The organism is Streptomyces sp. NPDC038135 (assembly GCF_055601245.1).
Genome location: NZ_JBVJXS010000015.1, coordinates 149,157 through 169,949, shown reverse-complemented (window position 1 = coordinate 169,949; position 20,793 = coordinate 149,157). Strand labels below are relative to the sequence as shown.

The following is a 20,793-nucleotide window of genomic DNA, read 5'->3' as shown; positions in this document are numbered from 1 at the left end:
TGCGTTTCCGACTCTATCAGATCTTTTCTCGACCCGATTTCCTCGGCGCTTTCCAGGTTCCCGCTCTCGCGTTTCCCTTTCCGGCGGTTCCGACTCTATCAGATCCTCTCGGCGTCCGATTCCCTGTCGGCGGGATTTGCCGGCCGGCCTTGGGCTTTCGCCCGTCGACCTTTCGACATTCACTACGTTAGCCGATTCTCCCGGCGACTCATAATCGAGTCCGGCGAGTTCGAATTGAACGCGCGGGCGCGCCACAATCGACCCCGCTCAGGGGTTGTAGCTAGGTAGTGGGTTGGCCGCTCCGGCTGCAGGCGATCGCCGTACCCGGTTCAGCGGCTCGGGCCACATTACGCACCTTCCAGTGCGGAGTCAACTCCGGCGGCGCCTCGGCACGTGGGCCCGATAGGGGCTCACGGTCGGGTCGTTGGCCACCCAGAAGCGCCAGGGGTGGACGTCGCCGTCGCCGCCCTCGCCGGCGACCCCGGTGCGCGGACCGTTCCGCACCTGGTCGGACGCGACCGGGGTGCCGGTCAGCATCCTCAGCGGCGTATCGCCGGCCGCGCACGCGTCCGTGCCGTCGAGGGCGCGGTCCACCCCCAGGGCCGTGGCGAGGCGGGCCGGGCCCTTGGCCAGTTCCTTGTCGTTCCGGGCCGAAACCCTGCGTTCGCGTGCCAGCTCGGCGCCCTCGACGACCTCGCCGGCCCGGAGCAGCACGGCGCTCGCGACGCCCTCGGGGCCGCAGACGAGGTTCATGCAGTACCACATGCCATAGGTGAAGTAGACGTACACATGTCCGGGCTCGCCGAACATGACCTCGTTCCGGGCGGTGCGGCCGCGGTAGGCGTGCGAGCCGGGGTCGTTCGGACCGTCGTACGCCTCGACCTCGGTGATGCGTACCGCGATCGGGCCGTCGGGAGTCGTACGGACCAGGATGCGGCCCAGCAGATCGGGTGCGACCTGGAGCACGGGCCGGTCGAAGAAGTCTCGGGGCAGTGGCATACGGTCCGGGGGCGCGATCATGCCCTCCGAGGGTAGCCCAGACGGGTGTGCGCCCGGCCGGAACCGCTGATGGCCCGATCGCGTTTGTACGGGGCGAGGGTCCTTTCGTAAAGGGAGAGTCATGGCGTTCAAGAAGCTGCTCGCGAGCCTCGGGGCCGGCGGGGCCTCGGTCGAGACGGTGCTCACCGAGGTCAACGTCGTACCGGGCGGTGTCGTCCAGGGCGAGGTGCGGATCCAGGGCGGGTCCGTGAACCAGGCCATCGAGGGTCTGTCCGTGGGCCTGCAGGCCAAGGTCGAGGTGGAGAGCGGCGACCAGGAGTACAAGCAGGACATCGAGTTCACCAAGGTGCGGCTCGGCGGTGCCTTCGAGCTGCAGGCGGGGGCGGTGCACGCGGTGCCGTTCGGGCTCGAGATCCCCTGGGAGACGCCGGTCACGATGATCGACGGGCAGGCGCTGCGCGGCATGAACATCGGTGTGTCCACCGAGCTGCAGATCGCCCGCGCCGTGGACTCCGGCGACCTCGACCCGATCAACGTGCACCCGCTGCCGGCGCAGAAGGCGATCCTGGACGCCTTCATCCAGCTCGGCTTCCGCTTCAAGAGCGCGGACATGGAGCGCGGCCACATCCGGGGTACGCGGCAGCGGCTGCCCTTCTACCAGGAGATCGAGTTCTTCCCGCCGTCCCAGTACCGCGGGCTGAACCAGGTTGAGCTGAGCTTCGTGGCCGACGAGCACGCCATGGACGTCGTCCTGGAGATGGACAAGAAGCCGGGTCTGTTCAGCGAGGGCTCGGACACCTTCCGCTCCTTCCAGGTGGGTCTGGACGACTACCACGGGACCGACTGGGCGGCCTACCTCAACCAGTGGCTGTCCGAGGTCGGCTCCAGGCGGAACTGGTTCTAGGCTCGGAACTGCTGATTCCAGTAATCGATCAGGAGGTACCGAGGTGACCGAGCTCAAGCGGCGGCCGCTCCCCCACGACTTCCATCCGCCCGTCCCGTCGTTCACGGTGACGAGCGAGGACGTCGAGGAGGGTGCGACGCTGGGGAGCGCCCAGGTCCAGGCGGAGGGGAACACCTCGCCGCAGCTGCGCTGGGAGGGCTTCCCCGCCGAGACCAAGAGCTTCGCCGTGACCTGTTACGACCCCGACGCGCCGACCGGCAGCGGGTTCTGGCACTGGGTGCTGTTCGACATCCCGGCCTCCGTGACGGAACTGCCGGCGGGTGCGGGCAGCGGCAAGTTCGAGGGGCTGCCCGAGGGCGCCGTGCACGTCCGCAACGACTACGGGTCCAAGGACTTCGGTGGCGCCGCGCCGCCGCCGGGCGACGGCCCGCACCGGTACGTCTTCACGGTGTACGCGGTGGACCAGGAGAAGCTCGGTCCGGATTCGGACGTCTCTCCGGCGGTCGTCGGTTTCAATCTGCGGTTCCACGCGATCGCGCGTGCCCAGCTCATCGGTGAGTACGAGACGCCCGCCGAGGGCTGACGCAGCGCGTCGATCCAGCCAAGCGTTCATTGAACGTTTGCCCGCCTCTGGTCTTGGAAGTGATCAGGGGCGGGCATTTTTTATTGCGTTGTCCATCTCGGCGCGCCCGTACAGAGTTGATCCGAGCCCGCCGGGGGGTGGGCAGGTGCGCACGGGAGGTGGGCTGGATGCGTGACACGCTGGTTCTGAACGCGAGCTTCGAGCCGCTGTCGACGGTGACTCTGAACCGGGCCGTTGTCCTGGTGCTGCAGGACAAGGCCGTCGTCGAACAGGCCCATCCCGTACTGCGCATGCGCGGTGCCGAGGTCGACATACCGGCGCCCCGGGTGATCAGGCTCTGCAGATACGTACGGGTGCCGTTCCGAAGACAAGCGCCCTGGTCGAGACGGGGCGTGCTGGTCCGGGACCGGCACCGGTGCGCCTACTGCGGACGCAGGGCGACGACCGTGGACCATGTGCTGCCGCGGGCGCAGGGCGGGCAGGACACCTGGCTGAACACGGTGGCCGCGTGCGCCGAGGACAATCACCGCAAGGCGAACCGGACTCCCGAGGAGGCCGGCATGGCCCTGCTGCGGGAGCCGTTCGAGCCGACGCCGGCCGATGCGATGCTGCTGGCCCTGGGACACGAGGACATGGCGGCGCTCCCCGAGTGGCTCACGCGGGAAGCGGCCTAGTCACCGGATTCGCGGCTCCGGCGGTGGAACGACACGACCCCGCGCCCGTGGAAGGGCGCGGGGTCGTCGCGTCGTGCGGTGTCAGTCGATCGACGGCTTCTCGCGGCGTTCCGTGTGGGGGCCGTTGTTCTGCGCGGGGACGGAGTTGCCGCCGTTGCCCGGCTGACCGCCGCCGAGGGGGCCGAAGTTGCCCATGGCGCCGGACAGGCCCTTGAGGGCGTCGCCGATCTCGCTGGGGACGATCCAGAGCTTGTTGGCGTCGCCTTCGGCGATCTTCGGGAGCATCTGGAGGTACTGGTAGGAGAGGAGCTTCTGGTCGGGGTCGCCGGCGTGGATCGCCTCGAAGACCGTGCGGACGGCCTGGGCCTCGCCCTCGGCGCGGAGCGCGGCGGCCTTGGCCTCACCCTCGGCGCGCAGGATCTGGGACTGCTTCTCGCCCTCGGCGGTCAGGATGGCGGCCTGGCGCGTACCTTCGGCGGTGAGGATCGCGGCGCGCTTGTCGCGGTCGGCGCGCATCTGCTTCTCCATCGAGTCCTGGATGGAGGTGGGCGGTTCGATGGCCTTCAGTTCCACGCGGTTGACGCGGATGCCCCACTTGCCGGTGGCCTCGTCGAGGACGCCGCGCAGGGCCGCGTTGATCTCCTCGCGGGAGGTCAGGGTGCGTTCGAGGTCCATGCCGCCGATGATGTTGCGCAGGGTGGTGACCGTGAGCTGCTCGATGGCCTGGATGTAGCTGGCGACCTCGTAGGTGGCGGCCCGGGCGTCGGTCACCTGGTAGTAGATGACGGTGTCGATGTTCACGACCAGGTTGTCCTGGGTGATCACCGGCTGGGGCGGGAACGGGACGACTTGTTCGCGCAGGTCGATGCGGTTGCGGATGGTGTCGATGAACGGGACCACGATGTTGAGGCCCGCGTTCAGGGTCCGCGTGTAGCGGCCGAAGCGCTCGACGATGGCGGCGCTGGCCTGTGGAATGACCTGGATGGTCTTGATCAGGGCGATGAAGACCAACACCACCAGAATGATCAGGACGATGATGACCGGTTCCATCGTGTTCCCCGTACCCCTCTCCGCCTCGGCTCCTTCAACGGGTCCAGTCGCCGTTGAGGATCTTGCTGGTCGAGTCTGACAGACCGTCGCACAACTCGTGGGCAGGACGGCTCAGATGACGATCGCGGTGGCCCCTTCGATCTCCACGACGTCCACCTCCTGGCCCACGTCGTAGGCGCGGCCGGTGTCGAGGGAGCGGGCCGACCAGATCTCCCCGGCGAGTTTGATGCGGCCGCCGGAGCCGTCGACGCGTTCCAGGACGACTGCCTGCTTTCCCCTCAGGGCGTCGACACCGGTGGCCAGTTGGGGCCGCTGGCTGCCGTGCCGGGCGGCGATGGGGCGGACCACGGCGATCAGGGCGACGGAGACGACGACGAAGGCGAGCACCTGGATCACCACGCCGAAGCCGAGACCGGCGGCCACCGCGGCCGCGACCGCTCCGACCGCGAACATGCCGAACTCCGGCATCGCGGTGACCACGAGGGGGATTCCGAGCGCCGCCGCGCCGACGAGCCACCACACCCATGCGTCGATGTCGTTCACAGGGTCATGGTAGGACCGCGGTCCGGCGGCGGACAGGGCGCGAACGGGGGTGCGACCGGCCGTCAGGACAGGGGCAGGCCCTGCGCGGTCCAGCGGGGGTGCGACCGGCCGTCAGGACAGGGGCAGGCCCTGCGCGGTCCAGCGGTCGCCGACCTGCTCGACGACGAGCGGGAGCCCGAAGCAGAGGGAAAGGTTGCGGGAGGTCAGTTCGAGCTCGATCGGGCCGGCGGCGAGGACCTTGCCCTGGCGGATCATGAGGACGTGGGTGAAGCCGGGGGCGATCTCCTCGACATGGTGGGTCACCATGATCATCGAGGGGGCGATGGGGTCGCGGGCGAGCCGGCCGAGGCGGCGCACCAGGTCCTCGCGGCCGCCGAGGTCGAGGCCGGCGGCGGGCTCGTCGAGCAGCAGCAGCTCGGGGTCGGTCATCAGGGCGCGGGCGATCAGGGTGCGCTTGCGCTCGCCCTCGGAGAGGGTGCCGAAGCGGCGGTCGAGGTAGTCGCTCATGCCGAGGCGGTCGAGGAAGGCGCGGGCGCGCTGCTCGTCGACCTCGTCGTACTCCTCCTGCCAGCCGGCGGTCATGCCGTAGGCGGCGGTGAGGACGGTCTGGAGCACGGTCTGGCGCTTGGGGAGCTTCTCGGCCATGGCGATGCCGGCGACGCCGATGCGGGGGCGTAGGTCGAAGACGTCGACCTTGCCGAGGGTGTCGCCGAGGATGGTGGCGGTGCCCTTGCTGGGGAAGAGGTAGCTGGAGGCGACGTTCAGGAGGGTGGTCTTGCCGGCGCCGTTCGGGCCGAGGATGACCCAGCGCTCGCCCTCCTTCACCGACCAGGAGACCTGGTCCACCAGAGCCCGGCCCTCACGGACCACGGATACGTCCTGAAGCTCCAGAACATCGCTCATGAGCGCGTTGTCTCCCCTTGCAGTGTGGCCGGTCTCGGCTGGTCGCGTACGCCTGTGGCTCGGGCCGCCGCGCCGGTGGGCGCAGCCCCTATGAAATCTACGCCACGAGTGCCCCGCACCATTCCATCGGTCCGGTCCTTAGGGTGGGGGCATGCTCTCGGAACCGCGTTCAGGACGCCTCGCCGCTTGGGGAAACGCCCTTCTGGCCGGACTTGTCTCTCCGGATGACGCCGCGCTCGCCGTCGTGGGCGAGGACGCCGTGCACCGGGTGCAGGGGCTGCCGGGTGATCCGGCGCCTGCCGGGCTCACGCTCGCGCTGGGCCGGCTGCGGGCGCTGGGGGTGACGGGCCTGCGGGTGGCGCTGCCCGCGCCCGGTCATCCGCTGGGGCTGAGCGGTCCGCCGGACTTCAACGCGCGGGCACTGGAGGCCGAGGAGGCGGTGCTCTGCTTCGGGGCGGCGATCGGACTGGTTCCGGAGGTCCACTCGGCCGGTCCGGACGGTGATGTACATGTCGAGGTGGTCTGGCATGTGCTGCCGGTGCGGGAGGCGCCGCCCGCCGACGTGCCCTCGCTGGGTGAGGCCGAGCGGGAGCTGGCCGAGGCGCTGCGGGAGGCGACCGAGGTGCTGGCGAAGCTGGACGTCGCCGGGTCGGGGCCGGTGGCGGAGGCGGCGATCGACGCGTACCGGGCGCGGGCCGAGCGGGGCCGGGAGGTGCTGGCCCCGGGGTACCCGCCGCGTGCGGTGCGGGTGCTCGAGCTGGCCCAGCGGGTGGGTCTGCTGGTGTCCCTGGCGTACGGCAAGGGGCACGGCGGTGCGGTGAGCGCGTCGGAGATGGCGGCGCGGGGCGCGGCGCTGCGGCCGGTGGAGCGGACCGCGCGGCGGGCGCAGGTGGCCGCGTACAACTCCATGGTGGAGGAGCGGGAGCGGGGCCTGCGCTGAGCCTGCTGGCGCCCTGGTGCCGGCCGCGACGGGACCGCGGGCCTTCCCGGGGGAGGATCCGGGAGGGCCCGCGGTCCCCGGCGGCGGACCTCAGTGGTTGATGCCGAGGTTGCCGAAGGCCGGGTTCAGCACGCCGATGACGTTGACGCTGTTGCCGACCACGTTCACCGGGACGTGCACCGGGGCCTGGACGACGTTGCCCGAGACGACACCCGGAGAGCCCTTGGCCGCACCGCCGGCCCAGGCGCCGTCCGTGGCGGAGGCCATGCCCGCGCCCGCGGCCACCAGTCCCCCGGTCACCATCGCCACGGTCGCCGCCTTCTTCAGGTTCTTCACTGTCCAACCCCTCCTAGGTGTCCACCGCGGCGATCACCGCGGCACGCACTGGGGAACGGCGGGGGCCGCCGGAGGGTACGGCCATCCGGGTGACATTCCCACGACGGTATGAATCTCAGCCCGGAACGGAACCTTCCGCGCCCTGGCGAACGAGGCGCCGGGGCGGCCTCAGCCGGCCACGCCGTGGCGCACGGCCCACAGGGCGGCCTGGGTGCGGTCGGCCAGGTCGAGCTTCATGAGGATGTTGGACACATGCGTCTTGACGGTCTTCTCGGAGAGCACCAGGGCGCGGGCGATCTCCCGGTTGGAGCGGCCGTCGGCTATCAGGCCGAGCACCTCCCGCTCCCGGTCGGTGAGCGAACCCGCTCTGCCCTGACCGGAGTTGGCCTCTTCCTGGGAGAGCAGGGCGTCGGCGACCTCGGGCTGGAGCAGGATGTGCCCGGCGTGCACGGACCGGATGGCGCCGGCGAGCGCGTCGGGGTCCACGTCCTTGTAGACGTACCCGGCGGCGCCCGCGCGCAGGGCCGGTACGACCGTGCGCTGTTCGGTGAAGCTGGTGACGATGAGCACGCGCGCGGGGTTGTCGAGTTCGCGGAGCCTGCGCAGTGCGTCGATGCCGTCCGTGCCCGGCATCTTGACGTCCATGAGGACGACGTCGGGCCGCAGTTCCTCGGCGCGGGCGACTCCCTCGGCGCCGTCCGCGGCCTCGCCGACGACCTCGATGTCGTCCTGCACCTCCAGAAAGGTGCGCAGGCCCCGGCGGACGACCTGGTGGTCGTCGACGAGCAGCACTCTGATCGGGTCAGCCACCGGGTACCTCCATCTCGATCGTGGTGCCCCTGCCGGGCGCCGCGTGCACGGTGAGGGTGCCGCCGACCCCGCCGGCCCGGTCCCGCATCGACACCAGTCCCAGATGGCGTCCGGCCCGGCGCACCGCCGTGGGGTCGAAACCGCTGCCGTCGTCGGCGACCCGCAGGACGGCACCGCCGCCGCGCCGGTCCACGGTCACCCGGACGTGCTCGGCGCCCGAGTGGCGCAGGGCGTTGTGCAGGGCCTCCTGGGCGACCCGCAGCACCGCCTCCTCCTGGGCCGCGGGCAGGGCGCGGAAGCCGTTGGCCGCGAAGCTCACGCGCGCGGTGTGGGCGCGGTCAAGGACCTGTATCTGGGTGCGCAGGGTGGCGATCAGACCGTCCTCGTCCAGCGCGGCCGGACGCAACTCCACGACTGCGGCTCGCAGTTCGTCGGCCGCCTCGGCGGCGAGCACGGCGACCTGGTGCAACTCGCCCTTGGCGCGGGCGGGATCGCGGTCGACCAGGGCGGCCGCGGCCTGGGCGGTCAGACGCAGGGAGAAGAGCTTCTGGCTGACCGCGTCGTGCAGTTCGTGGGCGAGCCGGGAGCGCTCCTCGGCGATGGTCAGCTCGCGACTGCGCTCGTACAGGCGGGCGTTGGTGAGGGCGATCGCGGCGTGCTGGGCGAGGATGGCGAGCAGTTCCTCGTCCTCCTCGGTGAAGCCGCAGCTCCCCTCGGGCTTGGGGCAGCGCTTGTTGGCGAGGAACAGGGCCGCGATGACCTCCTCGCCGTCCTTGACCGGCAGGCCCAGGAAGTCGGACATGTCGGGGTGGGCGGAGGGCCAGCCCTCGAAGCGGGGGTCCTTGCGGACGTCGGCGAGGCGCTCGGGCCGTGCCTCGTCCAGCATGGCGGCGAGGATGCCGTGCCGGCGGGGCAGCGGCCCGATGGCCTTCCACTGGGCGTCGCTGACGCCGTCGACGACGAACTGCGCGAAGCCGCCGTGGTCGTCGGGGACGCCGAGGGCGGCGTACTGCGCGTCGAGCAGTTCACGGGCCGAGGCGACGATCGTCTTCAGGACGTCGCGCACCTCGAGGTGCCTGCTCATGGCCAGCAGCGCGGAACTCACCGCGGCGAGGCCGGACCGGGGGCCTTGACTCATGTCCTCACGGTACCGGCGGGGTACGCCGGCGCGGATCGGACCGGTGGCGGCGGGACCCCCTCCGCGGGTCCTAGGACGCTGGGGGTAGGTCCCCCGGCCCCGGCCGTGCGGCGTACGCCGAAGGGCCCCGCCGCTCTGGTGCCCGCGTCCGAGGCGGCGCGGGGCCGGCCGTTCCTAGGTTGAGGTCACCGCCCGGCGGGGCGGCCGGGGCGCCGAGGCCCCGGATGACGAGGGGACGGTTGTCATGCCGGTAGCGATCATCACGGGGGCCTCCAAGGGGCTGGGGCGGGCGCTCGCCGAGGGGCTGGCCGCGCGCGGCTGGGACCTGGTGCTGGACGCCCGGGGCGCCGGGCCGCTGGAGCGAACGGCGGAGGCGGTCGCCGGGCACGGGACGCGCGTGACGGCGGTGCCCGGGGACGTCACGGACGCCGGGCACCGGGCCGCGCTGGTGGCCGCAGCGCGGCGGCTGGGCGGGGTCGACCTGGTGGTGAGCAACGCGAGCGCGCTGGGCGCCGAGCCGCTGGTGCCGCTTGCGGAGCTGCCCCCGGAAGGGCTGCGGCGGGCGCTGGAGGTGAACGTCGTCGCGGCGCTCGGCCTGGTCCGGGAGGCGCTGCCGCTGCTGAGGAAGTCGGCGGCGGGCACGGTGGTCACGGTCAGCTCGGACGCGGCGGTGGAGGCGTACGGGACGTGGGGCGGGTACGGCGCCTCGAAGGCGGCCCTGGACCAGCTCGCGGCGGTGCTCGGCCGGGAGGAGCCGGACCTGCGGGTGTGGGCGGTGGACCCCGGGGACATGGCGACGGACCTGTACGCGGCGGCCGTACCGGACGACGACGAGCCGCGGCCCGCGCCCGCGCGCGTGGTGCCGGCGTTCCTGCGGCTGCTGGACGAGCGTCCGGCGAGCGGGCGGTACACGGCGCCGGCGCTGCTGGAGGCACGATGACCACCGCCCTGACGGTGCCCGAGGAGCTGTCGGCGCGCGTGCCGGCCGAGCAGCGCGGGCCCGGCCTGGACCGGGACGCCGTACGGCTGCTGGTGTCGCACGGCACCGAGGTGGCGCACCACGTTTTCCAGGAGCTTCCGGCGCTGCTGCGGGCCGGGGACCTGCTGGTGGTGAACACCTCGCCCACGCTGGCCGCGGCGGTGAACGGGCGGATCGGGCACACGCGTGTGGTGGTGCACTTCTCCACCCGCGGGGACGACGGCCGCTGGGCGGTGGAGCTTCGGGAACCGGACGGGCGGGGCACCACGCGCGCGCGTGCGGGTGCCTTCGCGGGTGCGGGTGCGGGCGGGTCCGCGGGGATGCGCGCGGGCGTGCCCGCGGGTGCAGTGGTGCGGTTGCCCGGCGGGGCGCGGCTGGTGCTGGAGGAGCCGCTGGACGGGCGGGGCGACCGGCTGCGGTGGGCCCGGCCGGCCGGGACGGAGGTGCTCGGGGTGCTCCGGGAGCACGGGCGGCCCATTCGCTACTCCTATACGGAGCGGGACCAGCCGCTGTCGGTGTACCAGACGGTGTTCGCGCTGCCCGAGGCGGACGGGACGGGCAGCGCGGAGATGCCGAGCGCGGCGCGTCCCTTCACGGAGCGGCTGGTGGTGGAGCTGGTGCGCCGGGGGGTGCAGTTCGCGCCGGTGACGCTGCACACGGGGGTGGCCTCGGCGGAGGCGCACGAGCCGCCGTACCCGGAGCGGTACCGGGTCCCGGAGGCGTCGGCGCGGCTGATCAACGCCGCCCGGGCCGGTGGCGGGCGGGTCGTCGCGGTGGGGACGACGGCCGTGCGGGCGGTGGAGTCGGCGGCGGGTCCGGGCGGGGTGGTGCGGGCGGACGGGGGATGGACCGATCTGGTGGTCACGCCCGAGCGCGGGGTACACGCGGTGGACGGGCTGCTGACCGGGCTGCACGAGCCGGAGGCCTCGCATCTGCTGATGCTGGAGGCGGTCGCCGGCCGGGCCGCGGTGGGCCGCGCCTACGAGGAGGCGCTGCGCGGGCGCTACCTGTGGCACGAGTTCGGGGACGTGCACCTCATCCTGCCCGCGGAATCCACTCACTGAGTGCGTTGCGACGGCAACTCGCGGTGAGATGGGCGCGACGGCGGTGTGAGCCCGCGCATAGGGCCCACGTCACGTACGAAAGTGCATAGGAGATAAACCACCCATAGGTGAACGGGACAGACGGCCCTGTCTGTCCCGTTTTGCCCTTCCCTGATCCACTATGCGGCTTCGTACGTCACACCTTTGCCTGGGCATTTTGCGCCCGCTAAGAATTGCTTCCGTCGCTCGGCGCCGCGGTTTCCCGCCGCGGCCCTCGTGCGGGAGGAACCGATTCCCCCGGCGGACGCAGGAGAGCGGCCTCCGCGCTATCGAAGAGGTCCATCAAGCCATGCCCAAGAACATCCTCACTCGTGCTTATAGTCTTACGCTGACCAAGCAGCGCAAGATCGCCGTCGCCGGTGTCGGCGCCCTCGGTGCCGCCGCCCTGGCCTTCACGGCCGTCCCCGGCAACGCCCAGACCGTCACCACCGACGCCGCGGCCACGCAGCAGGTGCACTACGCCGACACGCCGGTCAAGGACGTCAAGGGCTCGCTCACCGACCGGCTCGCCGGCCAGACCGTCAAGCTCGACGCCGTCGCCAAGCAGCAGGCCGAGGCCAAGAAGCAGGCCGCCGCCAAGCAGCAGGCCGAGGCGACGAAGAAGGCCGCCGCCCAGGCCGCCGCCAAGAAGGCCGCGCAGGAGCGCGCCGACAAGGCCGCGAGCCGTTCCGCGCAGCGCCCCGCGATGCAGATGGTCGCCGCCAAGACCTACTCGAACAACCTGGACGGCTGGATCCGCCAGTCCCTGGACATCATGAAGTCCAAGGGCATCCCGGGCAGCTACCACGGTCTGCACAAGAACATCATGCGGGAGTCCTCGGGCAACCCGATGGCCATCAACGACTGGGACATCAACGCCATCAACGGCATCCCGTCGAAGGGCCTGCTGCAGGTCATCCCGCCGACCTTCAAGGCGTACCACGTGCCCGGCACCTCGTGGAACATCTACGACCCGGTCGCCAACATCACCGCCGCCGCCAACTACGCGGCCGACAAGTACGGCACGATCGACAACGTGAACAGCGCGTACTGAGGTCGCGCGGACCTCTGACATACGCGGAAGGGCGGCACCCCGGTGGGGTGCCGCCCTTCGCGTCGCACGGCCGCGCCTCGCGCGGCCTGCGGTCACTTGCGCATGACCTCCGGCTCGTGCCTGCGCAGGAAGCGGGCGACGAGGAAGCCGCAGATCACACCGAGCACGAGCAGCGCGGCCATGTCCAGGCCCCAGGCCGAGGCCGCGTGGTCCCACAGCGGGTCGGTGCTGGTCGGGTCGTCGGTGTTCGGGGCGATCTTGTTGAAGTCCAGCGTGGCGCCGGCCGCGGCCACCGCCCAGCGGGACGGCATCAGGTACGAGAACTCGTTCACGCCGAGCGTGCCGTGCAGGGTGAAGAGGCATCCGGTGAAGACGACCTGGATGATCGCGAACATCACCAGCAGCGGCATGGTCTTCTCGGCGGTCTTCACCAGCGAGGAGATCACCAGGCCGAACATCATCGAGGTGAAGCCGAGCGCCATGATCGGCAGGCACAGCTCGAACAGCGTCGAGCCGCCGAGCACCAGCCCCCGGCCGGGGATCTCCCGGCTGGAGAAGCCGATCAGGCCCACCATCAGGCCCTGCAGCACCGTGACGGCGCCCAGCACGACCACCTTGGACATCAGGTACGCCGAGCGGGACAGGCCGGTGGCGCGCTCCCGCTCGTAGATGACCCGTTCCTTGATCAGCTCACGCACGGAGTTCGCGGCGCCGGCGAAGCACGCGCCGACCGCGAGGATGAGCAGGACGGTGGTCGCCGTGCCGTTCGGGACGGGCACGCCGGTGCGCGGGTTGACCGGGTTGACCAGCAGGCCCTTGTCCGAGTCGATCAGCAGGCTGACCGCGCCGAGGACCGCCGGCAGGATCACCGTGAGCGCCAGGAACCCCTTGTCGGACGCTATGACGGCCACGTAGCGCCGGATCAGGGTCATCAGCTGCGAGCCCCAGCCCTGCGGCTTGGGCGGCCTGATGGCCTGCGGCGGCGGCATGTGTACGGACTGCGGGGCGACCGCGTCGATGTCCGCCGCGTACATCTGGTAGTGCTGCGAGCCCTTCCAGCGGCCCGCCCAGTCGTAGTCGCGGTAGTTCTCGAAGGCGGAGAAGACGTCGGCCCAGCTGTCGTAGCCGAAGAAGTTCAGCGCCTCCTCCGGCGGGCCGAAGTAGGCGACCGCGCCGCCCGGCGCCATCACCAGGAGCTTGTCGCAGATCGCCAGCTCGGCGACCGAGTGGGTGACCACCAGGACCGTACGGCCGTCGTCGGCGAGGCCGCGCAGGAGCTGCATCACGTCGCGGTCCATGCCCGGGTCGAGGCCGGAGGTCGGCTCGTCCAGGAAGATCAGCGACGGCTTGGTCAGCAGCTCCAGGGCGACCGAGACGCGCTTGCGCTGGCCGCCGGACAGGGAGGTGACCTTCTTGTCCTTGTGGATGTCCAGCTTGAGCTCGCGCAGTACCTCGTCGATGCGGGCGTCGCGCTCGGCGGCGGTGGTGTCGGCCGGGAAGCGCAGCTTGGCCGCGTACTTCAGGGCCCTCTTGACGGTCAGCTCCTTGTGCAGGATGTCGTCCTGCGGGACCAGACCGATGCGCTGGCGCAGCTCGGCGAACTGCTTGTACAGGTTCCGGTTGTCGTACAGCACCTCGCCCTGGTTGGCGGGCCGGTAGCCGGTGAGCGCCTTCAGCAGCGTCGACTTGCCGGAGCCGGACGGTCCGATGACCGCGATCAGGGACTTCTCCGGGACGCCGAAGGAGACGTCCTTCAGGATCTGCTTGCCGCCGTCGACCGTGACGGTCAGGTGGCGCGCGGAGAAGGAGACCTCACCGGTGTCGACGAACTCCTCGAGCCGGTCGCCGACGATGCGGAAGGTGGAGTGGCCGACACCGACGATGTCGTTCGGGCCGAGCAGCGCCGAACCGCCCTTGGCGATCGGCTGGCCGTTGACGTAGGTGCCGTTGTGCGAGCCCAGGTCGCGGATCTCGAAGCGGCCGTCGGGCGTCGAGTGGAACTCGGCGTGGTGGCGGGAGACCTGCAGGTCGGAGACGACCAGCTCGTTCTCCAGGGCACGGCCGATGCGCATGACGCGGCCGACGGCGAACTGGTGGAACGTGGTCGGGCTGCGGTCGCCGTAGACCGGTGGCGCCCCCGCCGCGCCGCCGGGCGTCTTCTGCACCGGGTTCTCGGCCGGACCGCCCTGCTGCTGCGGGAAGGCCGGCGACGCCCCCGACCGCTGCCAGTCGGCCTGCGGCGCCTGCTGGTGCGCGGCCGCCTGGTGCGGCACCCCCTGCTGCGGCTGCGGGGCCTGGGGCTGCGCCCAGCCGGGCCCGGCGCCCTGAGCCGCGTACGGCGCGGACTGCGCCTGCTGCCGGGGCTGGGCCACCGCTGCGCCGGAGAGGTCCAGCCGCGGTCCGTCGGTCGCGTTGCCCAGGTGCACCGCGGAGCCGGGGCCGATCTCCATCTGCTGGATCCGCTGGCCCCGCACGAACGTGCCGTTGGTGCTCCCGTGGTCCTCGATGACCCAACTGCGGCCGTTGAAACTGACCGTGGCGTGACGCCAGGACACCCTGGCGTCGTCGAAGACGATGTCACCCTGCGGATCGCGGCCGAGGGTGTAGGGCCTGGACGGCTCCAGCGTCCAGGTCCGTCCGTTTGTTTCCAGTACGAGTTCCGGCACTCCATGCCCCACTGAGTTGTCCCCCGAATTTCCCCCATCACAGGGAGTCTAGGGATGTCGAACATCGTGGGGAACTATTTCAGGCTCGGCCCCGTGACCGAAACCCGGGCCTTGCGACGCGCGCCCTCACGCGCCTCAACTCGCGCCGTTGACGGGGTTGATACCGGGCCGGAGAGTGGTAATCCCCCGCGAGGGGGACAAGCGCGGCAGCCGTGCCGCGCCGCGGATCGGGGGGTCTGCCATGAGTGCTGCCAAAGGCGCCGGGACCGCGCGGCCCGGTGAGCCGCTGCCGTGGGGGGACATCCTGCTGTCCGCGTTCACCGCGGTGAGCTGGGCGTTGGCGGGGATGACGGCCACGGCTGCACTGGGGCTGCACCTGCTCCGGGCGGACGCGGCCGGCTCGCTGGGGCCGATGACGGCGGCCGTCGTGGCTCTTGGGGCGGGTGGTTCGGTCTCCCCGTCCGCAGACGTGTCCGCCTTCGGGCTCAAGGGCGGTGAGGCGCACACCGCCGTCGAGATCACGCCACTCGGTGTGAGCCTGGCCGGCGCCCTGCTGCTGGCGTGGTTCTTCCTGCGGTCCCTGCGTGCGGCGGGAGTTGTGATCGCGCCGTCCGAACTCCTCGCCAGGGCGGGCACGGTGGTCGCCCTCTTCGTGGCGATGCTGGGCGGACTCGCCTGGGCCGGGCACGACGTCGTCACCCTCGACGGCGGCTCGCTGGGTCTCGACGAGCTGCCCGGCGGGGGCGGCAAGGGCGGCGCCGGCATCCCCGGCCTCGGCGACATCGGCGGGCTGCTCCCGGACCGGGTCGGGGACCTGATCCACGCCAAGGCGGCCGTCGGCTTCACCGTGGACACCGTGCCCACACTCCTCGGCGGGCTCGGCTGGTCCGCCGGCGTGCTGCTGATCGCGCTGCTGGCCGCCCGCCGCGCTCCCCTGCCGCCGGGCTGGGACGCCGTGCACCGGGTGGTGCGGCCGGCCGTCTCGGCGCTCGTCACCGTGCTGCTGCTGGCCGTGGTCGCCGGGCTGGCCGCGGCGGCGTACGCGGCGATCGGCGACGACCACCCCGGGCGGATCGCCGGCGCGGCCCTGCTCGGCGCGCCGAACGGGGTGTGGCTCGGCATCCCGCTCGGCCTCTTCGTCCCCTGGGACGGCCGGGCGACCGGCGCCCTGGGCGCCCTGCTCCCCCACCCGCTGGACCAACTGCTGGGCGCGGCGCGGGACCAGCCCGTCACCCTCGGCCGGCTGGCCGGTCTCGACGGCCGGGTGTGGCTGCTCGCGGTGGCCGCCGCCGCGGCGATGCTGCTGGCGGGGGTGCTGACCGCGGTGCGCACACCGGTGCCGGACGGGACGGGCGCGGCGGGCCTCGCCGGACGGTGCGCCCTGCGGCTCGGGGCCGCGACCGCGCTGACCCTGCCGTTCCTGGCCTGGCTGACGGACGTCTCGGTGGACGCCTCGCTGTCCGTGCTGGGCTTCGACGCGTTCGGCGCGGGCGTCGAACTGCACGGCCGCACGGGCGCGGCACTGCTCCTGGGCGCCGTGTGGGGCGCCGGGGCCGGCGGAGCGGGAGCGCTGCTCGCCCGGGCGCTGGGGGCGGCGGGGGCCCGGGCGGCGTGGCCCGCGCGAGGCGGGACGGCCGCGGCGGGGGACGGCGGACCCGGGTACGGCGGACCGGGGTACGGCGGACCGGGGTGCGGCGCGGGAGCAGGGTTCGGCGCGGGAACGGGGTACAGCGCGGGAACGGGGTACGGCGATGGCTCCGGGCACTCCGCGTACTCCGGGTCCCCTGCGTCCGGTGACCGCCCCGGGAGCCCCGGCCGCCCCTCGACCGGTGATGGCGTGGGGCACGGGCGCCCCGCGCCGGGCGACGGCTCCGGGCAGCCGCTGTCCGGCGGTGGCTCCGATGGGCCGCTGTCCGGCGCTGGGGCCGGGCCGTACGCGCCGGGCAGGCCGTACCGGCCGCCGAACCCCGGCACGAACCCCTATCTCCGGGTGCCGGAGGAGGTGCGGGACGAGCCCGAGGACGCGCGGCCGCCCTCCGCCGGGGACGACATGTACGGCGCCCCGACCATCTCCCGCCGGCTGCCCCCGCCCCCGCCCCGGAGCCGTCCGGGCGCCCGCCCGCCGGATCGCTCGCCGGACGGCCCGGACGACGGCACGCCCCCGCCGCCTCCCCCGCCTCCCCCGCGTCCGAGGACCGGGAGGTGACCGGCGGACGGGTGTGCCGGGGCGACCACTGCGGGCAAGATGCGGGACATCAGGTGGACACTTGTTGTTCCATGTCCGTCAGGCGGACCGCACGGGCGGAAGGCACTGGGTGCCGGATACGGTGGTGACACCATGAGCGCTTCGCAGACCCCCGAGGTCCCCACTCTCCTCGTCAAGATCTTCGGCAAGGACAGGCCGGGCATCACGGCCGGCCTCTTCGACACCCTTGCCGCCTTCAACGTCGACGTGGTCGACATCGAGCAGGTCGTCACCCGGGGCCGCCTGGTGCTGTGCGCGCTGGTCACCCAGCCGCCGGCCGGGCTCGAGGGCGATCTGCGGTCCACCGTGCACAGCTGGGCCGAGTCGATGAAGATGCAGGCGGAGATCATCTCCGGACGCGGCGACAACCGGCCGCGCGGGCTCGGGCGCTCCCTGGTGACCGTGCTCGGCCATCCGCTCACCGCCGAGTCGACGGCGGCCATCGCCGCCCGCATCGCGAAGACCGGCGGCAACATCGACCGCATCTTCCGGCTCGCCAAGTACCCCGTGACCGCGGTGGAGTTCGCCGTCTCCGGGGTGGAGACCGAGCCGCTGCGCACGGCCCTGGCCTCGGACGCGGCGGCACTCGGTGTCGACGTCGCCGTGGTCTCGGCGGGCCTGCACCGGCGCGCCCAGCGGCTGGTCGTCATGGACGTGGACTCCACCCTCATCCAGGACGAGGTCATCGAGCTGTTCGCGGCGCACGCGGGCTGCGAGGACAAGGTCGCCGAGGTGACGGCGGCGGCGATGCGCGGGGAGCTGGACTTCGAGCAGTCGCTGCACGCGCGCGTGGCGCTGCTGGAGGGTCTGGACGCCTCGGTGGTGGAGAAGGTGCGCGACGAGGTGCGGCTGACGCCGGGCGCCCGCACCCTGATCCGCACCCTCAAGCGGCTCGGCTACCAGGTGGGTGTCGTCTCCGGCGGCTTCACGCAGGTCACGGACGATCTGAAGGAGCGGCTGGGGCTGGACTTCGCGCAGGCCAACACGCTGGAGATCGTCGACGGGAAGCTCACCGGGCGGGTCACCGGGGAGATCGTGGACCGGGCGGGCAAGGCGCGGCTGCTGCGCCGGTTCGCGGCCGAGGCCGGGGTGCCGCTGTCGCAGACGGTGGCGATCGGCGACGGGGCCAACGACCTGGACATGCTGAACGCGGCCGGTCTGGGCGTCGCCTTCAACGCCAAGCCGGTGGTCCGCGAGGCCGCGCACACGGCGGTGAACTTCCCCTTCCTCGACACCGTGCTCTATCTGCTGGGCGTCACCCGGGAAGAGGTCGAGGCGGCCGACACGCACGACGAGGGCTGAACCGCCGGCCCGCGGGGTTCGCGCTCGGCCCGGCTCCGGACGTGGGGAGGGCCCGGCACCGTCGTGGTGCCGGGCCCTTCACCGTGTGTGCCGTCACTCGGAGGGCGCCCAGTAGTCCACCATCGTGGCCGTGCCCGGCTCCAGGCTCTTCCAGCCGCCGTCGAAGGTCAGCACCACGAAGGCGGCGGCCGGGAAGCCGCGGCGCTCCATCCGCCGGCGGGCGTCGCCGCCGGACTCGCCGGCCAGGACCTCGGCCAGGCCGTGCACGCCGGGGTTGTGGCCGATGAGGATCACGTTCTGCGCGTCGTCCGGGACCTCGTTGAGCACCGCGATCAGCTCGCCGGGAGAGGCCTCGTAGACCCGCTCCTCGTAGACGGTTTTCGGCCGGTGCGCGAGTTCGTGGACGGCGAGCTTCCAGGTCTCGCGGGTCCGGACGGCGGTGGAGCACAGGGCAAGGTCGAAGGTGTAACCGGTGTCGGCCAGCTTGCGTCCGGCGACCGCGGCGTCCATACGGCCCCGCTCGGCGAGGGGCCGTTCATGGTCGGCCACTTGGGGCCAGTCGGCTTTCGCATGCCGGAAGATCACGATCCTGCGGGGTTCTGCGACGCTCATGGGTCCCAGCTTCGCATGAAACAGGCCACCCGGCGCAGGGAGTTGACATGGGCGATCACCGCCGGAGCGCCCCTGCGTCAGCGGGCGAGGAGCTGCTGCGCGCGTTCGAGGAGCTGCGTGACCGCCGGGGTGGCGCTCGCCGCGTGGGCGTCGGACGGGTTCAGTATCAGCGCCAGCAGTGCGACGAAGGCGAGGGCCGGCAGGGCGAGCGCCCACCAGGGCAGCCGGATGTCGACGCCGCCCGTGGTCGCCGGGTGGGGCCGGGTGTGCGTACGGACCGGCATGGTCGCCTCCGTCGGGTCCTCGAGTGCTCGTGGCCGCCTGTCGCGGTCATGTCTCGAAGGTACGGAGTACGGGGCCGCCGGCCCATCCGGTGACCCACCCACTTGACCCTGACCCTGTCCCCCTAGGGGATGGTGGGGCCAGCACCACCATCAGGGCGCCGGACGGATCAGGGCGACGCGATCGTCGCGATGATGCCGATGATCACGAAGATGGCGAGGAACGAGCCGAAGACGAGCAGCAGCTTCTTCTGGCCGTTCTTGGGGTTCGGGTCCAGCACGGGCTCCATGCGCCCAGTCTCGCACCCTTCGTCCGGAACGGACCGCCCGGGGTGTCCGTGCCGCCGCGTCGGCGGGCGGCACGGGCGGCCGGTGGCGGACCCGCGTGCTCAGGCGCGGCCCGCCTCGTCCTCCACCGTGCGGTCGCGGCCCGCGAGGACGCCCACCGCCATCTGGGGCAGCATCAGCCCCGCCATCAGGGCGATCGGCAGGCCCCAGCCGCCGCTGTGCTGGTAGAGCACGCCGACCAGCAGCGGGCCGGGGATGGAGATCAGGTAGCCGGTGCTCTGCGCGAACGCGGAGAGCAGGGCCACCCCCGCACCGGTCCTGGCGCGCATGCCGACCATCGTCAGCGCGAGCGGGAAGGCGCAGTTGGCGACGCCGAGCAGCACGGCCCAGGCCCAGGCGCCGGCGGCCGGCGCCAGGTACAGCCCGGCGTATCCGGCGAGGCCGCACACGCCCAGGGCCAGCACGATCGGCCCCTGGTGGGGCAGCCGGGTGGCGAGCCGCGGGATGACGAAGGCCAGGGGGACGCCCATCACCATGGTGACGGCGAGGAGCAGGCCCGCCGTGCCGGCCGGGACGCCGGCGTCCCGGAAGATCTGCGCCATCCAGCCCATGGTGATGTAGGCGGCGGTGGCCTGGAGCCCGAAGAAGACGGCGAGCGCCCACGCGGTGCGGCTGCGGGTGATGCGCAGCGGCGCCGTCCGCCCGTCCGGCGCGGTGCGGGCCGGCTCCTGGGCGGGGGCCGTGTCCCGGCCGCGCACCAGCGGCAGCCAGGGCAGCACGGCGGCGGCCGCGAGCGCCGCCCACACGGCGAGCCCGGACTGCCAGGCGCCGCCCAGCGCGCCGGTCAGCGGCACGGTCACCGCGGCGGCGAGGGAGGTGCCGAGGGCGAGGGCCATCGAGTACAGGCCGGTCATGGAGCCGACGCGGTCGGGGAACCAGCGCTTGACGATGACCGGCATCAGCACGTTGCTGACGGCGATGCCCATGAGGGCGAGGGCGCTGGCGACGAGGAAGCCGGCCGTGCCGCCGGCGTACGGGCGTATCAGCAGGCCCGCGGTGATGGCGGCCATGCCGGCGCACACCACGGCGGCCGGGCCGAAGCGCCGGGCCAGGCGGGGCGCGGCGACGCCGAAGACGGCGAAGCAGAGCGGCGGCACGGAGGTGAGCAGTCCGGCCACGCTGCCGCTCATGCCCAGTCCGTCGCGGACCTCCTCCAGCAGCGCGCCGAGGCTCGTGATGGCGGGGCGGAGGTTGAGCGCGGTCAGCACGATGCCGACGACGACCAGCCGGGTCGCCCACGCGCGCGTGGGCGGAGTCGTACGGGTTCCGGGCGCCGTGCTCGCGCCGCGTTCGGTCGAAGGCATCTCCGTACGGGTGTCCGCGATCCGTGTTTCCTCACTGGCC

21 protein-coding genes are annotated in these 20,793 nt (G+C 72.4%); 9 read left to right on the top strand and 12 right to left on the bottom strand.

Going from position 1 to position 20,793, the window contains the following annotated elements:
• Positions 1-369 precede the first annotated feature (369 nt).
• The gene (locus ACZ7JA_RS35125) at positions 370-1,020 is read right to left on the bottom strand and encodes a DNA-3-methyladenine glycosylase (protein ID WP_470812408.1); all 651 of its coding nucleotides are present in this window, start codon (positions 1,018-1,020) and stop codon (positions 370-372) included.
• A gap of 100 nt (positions 1,021-1,120) precedes the next feature.
• Here ACZ7JA_RS35125 and ACZ7JA_RS35120 point away from each other — a divergent pair, with 100 nt between their 5' ends.
• The 3 genes from ACZ7JA_RS35120 (at position 1,121) to ACZ7JA_RS35110 (ending at position 3,160) form a co-directional block, all read left to right on the top strand.
• Entirely contained in the window at positions 1,121-1,903 is a 783-nt protein-coding gene (locus ACZ7JA_RS35120) for a sporulation protein (protein ID WP_351673126.1), read from the top strand.
• A 43-nt stretch (positions 1,904-1,946) separates the two neighbouring features.
• Positions 1,947-2,486: a YbhB/YbcL family Raf kinase inhibitor-like protein gene (locus ACZ7JA_RS35115; RefSeq protein ID WP_351673128.1), complete on the top strand. Its 540-nt coding sequence runs from the start codon at positions 1,947-1,949 to the stop codon at positions 2,484-2,486.
• A gap of 167 nt (positions 2,487-2,653) precedes the next feature.
• A complete protein-coding gene (locus ACZ7JA_RS35110) occupies positions 2,654-3,160 on the top strand; it encodes an HNH endonuclease (protein WP_351673130.1) in 507 nt (168 codons plus the stop codon).
• Positions 3,161-3,241: 81 nt separating this feature from the next.
• Here the strand turns inward: ACZ7JA_RS35110 and ACZ7JA_RS35105 are convergent, their stop codons facing one another.
• The 3 genes from ACZ7JA_RS35105 to ACZ7JA_RS35095 form a co-directional block, all read right to left on the bottom strand.
• Positions 3,242-4,210 carry an SPFH domain-containing protein gene (locus tag ACZ7JA_RS35105; protein ID WP_351673132.1) on the bottom strand — a complete coding sequence of 323 codons (969 nt, stop codon included), beginning with the start codon at positions 4,208-4,210 and terminating at the stop codon, positions 3,242-3,244.
• Positions 4,211-4,321: 111 nt separating this feature from the next.
• Complete coding sequence (locus ACZ7JA_RS35100; RefSeq protein WP_351673134.1) at positions 4,322-4,753, bottom strand: NfeD family protein; 432 nt, start codon at positions 4,751-4,753, stop codon at positions 4,322-4,324.
• Between the two features lie 111 nt (positions 4,754-4,864).
• Positions 4,865-5,656, bottom strand: coding sequence for an ABC transporter ATP-binding protein (locus ACZ7JA_RS35095; protein ID WP_351673136.1), 792 nt, complete (start codon positions 5,654-5,656; stop codon positions 4,865-4,867).
• 151 nt (positions 5,657-5,807) lie between these two features.
• On the opposite strand from ACZ7JA_RS35095, the gene ACZ7JA_RS35090 reads away from it, so the two are divergent.
• Positions 5,808-6,596, top strand: a complete 789-nt coding sequence (locus ACZ7JA_RS35090) for a hypothetical protein (RefSeq protein ID WP_351673138.1) — start codon at positions 5,808-5,810, stop codon at positions 6,594-6,596.
• 90 nt (positions 6,597-6,686) lie between these two features.
• On the opposite strand, the gene ACZ7JA_RS35085 is transcribed toward ACZ7JA_RS35090, so the two are convergent.
• The 3 genes from ACZ7JA_RS35085 to ACZ7JA_RS35075 all read right to left on the bottom strand — a co-directional run bounded on the left by ACZ7JA_RS35085 (position 6,687) and on the right by ACZ7JA_RS35075 (position 8,880).
• Complete coding sequence (locus ACZ7JA_RS35085) at positions 6,687-6,932, bottom strand: chaplin (protein ID WP_351673140.1); 246 nt, start codon at positions 6,930-6,932, stop codon at positions 6,687-6,689.
• 168 nt (positions 6,933-7,100) lie between these two features.
• Positions 7,101-7,742: a response regulator transcription factor gene (locus ACZ7JA_RS35080; protein WP_351673142.1), complete on the bottom strand. Its 642-nt coding sequence runs from the start codon at positions 7,740-7,742 to the stop codon at positions 7,101-7,103.
• Positions 7,735-8,880, bottom strand: coding sequence for a GAF domain-containing sensor histidine kinase (locus ACZ7JA_RS35075; RefSeq protein ID WP_389304525.1), 1,146 nt, complete (start codon positions 8,878-8,880; stop codon positions 7,735-7,737). Before ACZ7JA_RS35075 ends, ACZ7JA_RS35080 begins: the two co-directional genes overlap by 8 nt.
• A gap of 244 nt (positions 8,881-9,124) precedes the next feature.
• Between ACZ7JA_RS35075 and ACZ7JA_RS35070 the strand changes: the two genes are divergently transcribed.
• The 3 genes from ACZ7JA_RS35070 to ACZ7JA_RS35060 all read left to right on the top strand — a co-directional run bounded on the left by ACZ7JA_RS35070 (position 9,125) and on the right by ACZ7JA_RS35060 (position 11,995).
• Complete coding sequence (locus ACZ7JA_RS35070; RefSeq protein WP_351673146.1) at positions 9,125-9,820, top strand: SDR family NAD(P)-dependent oxidoreductase; 696 nt, start codon at positions 9,125-9,127, stop codon at positions 9,818-9,820.
• Entirely contained in the window at positions 9,817-10,923 is a 1,107-nt protein-coding gene (locus ACZ7JA_RS35065; RefSeq protein WP_470812402.1) for an S-adenosylmethionine:tRNA ribosyltransferase-isomerase, read from the top strand. Before ACZ7JA_RS35070 ends, ACZ7JA_RS35065 begins: the two co-directional genes overlap by 4 nt.
• A gap of 328 nt (positions 10,924-11,251) precedes the next feature.
• Entirely contained in the window at positions 11,252-11,995 is a 744-nt protein-coding gene (locus ACZ7JA_RS35060; RefSeq protein ID WP_351673149.1) for a transglycosylase SLT domain-containing protein, read from the top strand.
• A gap of 92 nt (positions 11,996-12,087) precedes the next feature.
• Here ACZ7JA_RS35060 and ACZ7JA_RS35055 read toward each other — a convergent pair whose 3' ends face one another.
• Complete coding sequence (locus ACZ7JA_RS35055) at positions 12,088-14,661, bottom strand: ABC transporter ATP-binding protein/permease (RefSeq protein WP_351673183.1); 2,574 nt, start codon at positions 14,659-14,661, stop codon at positions 12,088-12,090.
• 241 nt (positions 14,662-14,902) lie between these two features.
• Between ACZ7JA_RS35055 and ACZ7JA_RS35050 the strand changes: the two genes are divergently transcribed.
• Together ACZ7JA_RS35050 and serB are read left to right on the top strand one after the other, a co-directional pair.
• Complete coding sequence (locus ACZ7JA_RS35050; protein ID WP_470812399.1) at positions 14,903-16,867, top strand: streptophobe family protein; 1,965 nt, start codon at positions 14,903-14,905, stop codon at positions 16,865-16,867.
• A gap of 132 nt (positions 16,868-16,999) precedes the next feature.
• Positions 17,000-18,208, top strand: a complete 1,209-nt coding sequence (gene serB / locus ACZ7JA_RS35045) for a phosphoserine phosphatase SerB (protein WP_351673153.1) — start codon at positions 17,000-17,002, stop codon at positions 18,206-18,208.
• A gap of 93 nt (positions 18,209-18,301) precedes the next feature.
• Here serB and ACZ7JA_RS35040 read toward each other — a convergent pair whose 3' ends face one another.
• The 4 genes from ACZ7JA_RS35040 to ACZ7JA_RS35025 all read right to left on the bottom strand — a co-directional run bounded on the left by ACZ7JA_RS35040 (position 18,302) and on the right by ACZ7JA_RS35025 (position 20,753).
• Positions 18,302-18,820 (bottom strand): SixA phosphatase family protein, encoded by a 519-nt coding sequence (locus ACZ7JA_RS35040; protein WP_351673155.1) that lies wholly within the window; start codon positions 18,818-18,820, stop codon positions 18,302-18,304.
• 77 nt (positions 18,821-18,897) lie between these two features.
• The gene (locus ACZ7JA_RS35035; RefSeq protein WP_351673157.1) at positions 18,898-19,104 is read right to left on the bottom strand and encodes a hypothetical protein; all 207 of its coding nucleotides are present in this window, start codon (positions 19,102-19,104) and stop codon (positions 18,898-18,900) included.
• A gap of 167 nt (positions 19,105-19,271) precedes the next feature.
• Positions 19,272-19,391, bottom strand: a complete 120-nt coding sequence (locus tag ACZ7JA_RS35030; RefSeq protein WP_351673159.1) for an SGM_5486 family transporter-associated protein — start codon at positions 19,389-19,391, stop codon at positions 19,272-19,274.
• A gap of 99 nt (positions 19,392-19,490) precedes the next feature.
• Positions 19,491-20,753: a CynX/NimT family MFS transporter gene (locus tag ACZ7JA_RS35025; protein ID WP_470812415.1), complete on the bottom strand. Its 1,263-nt coding sequence runs from the start codon at positions 20,751-20,753 to the stop codon at positions 19,491-19,493.
• Positions 20,754-20,793: the final 40 nt, after the last annotated feature.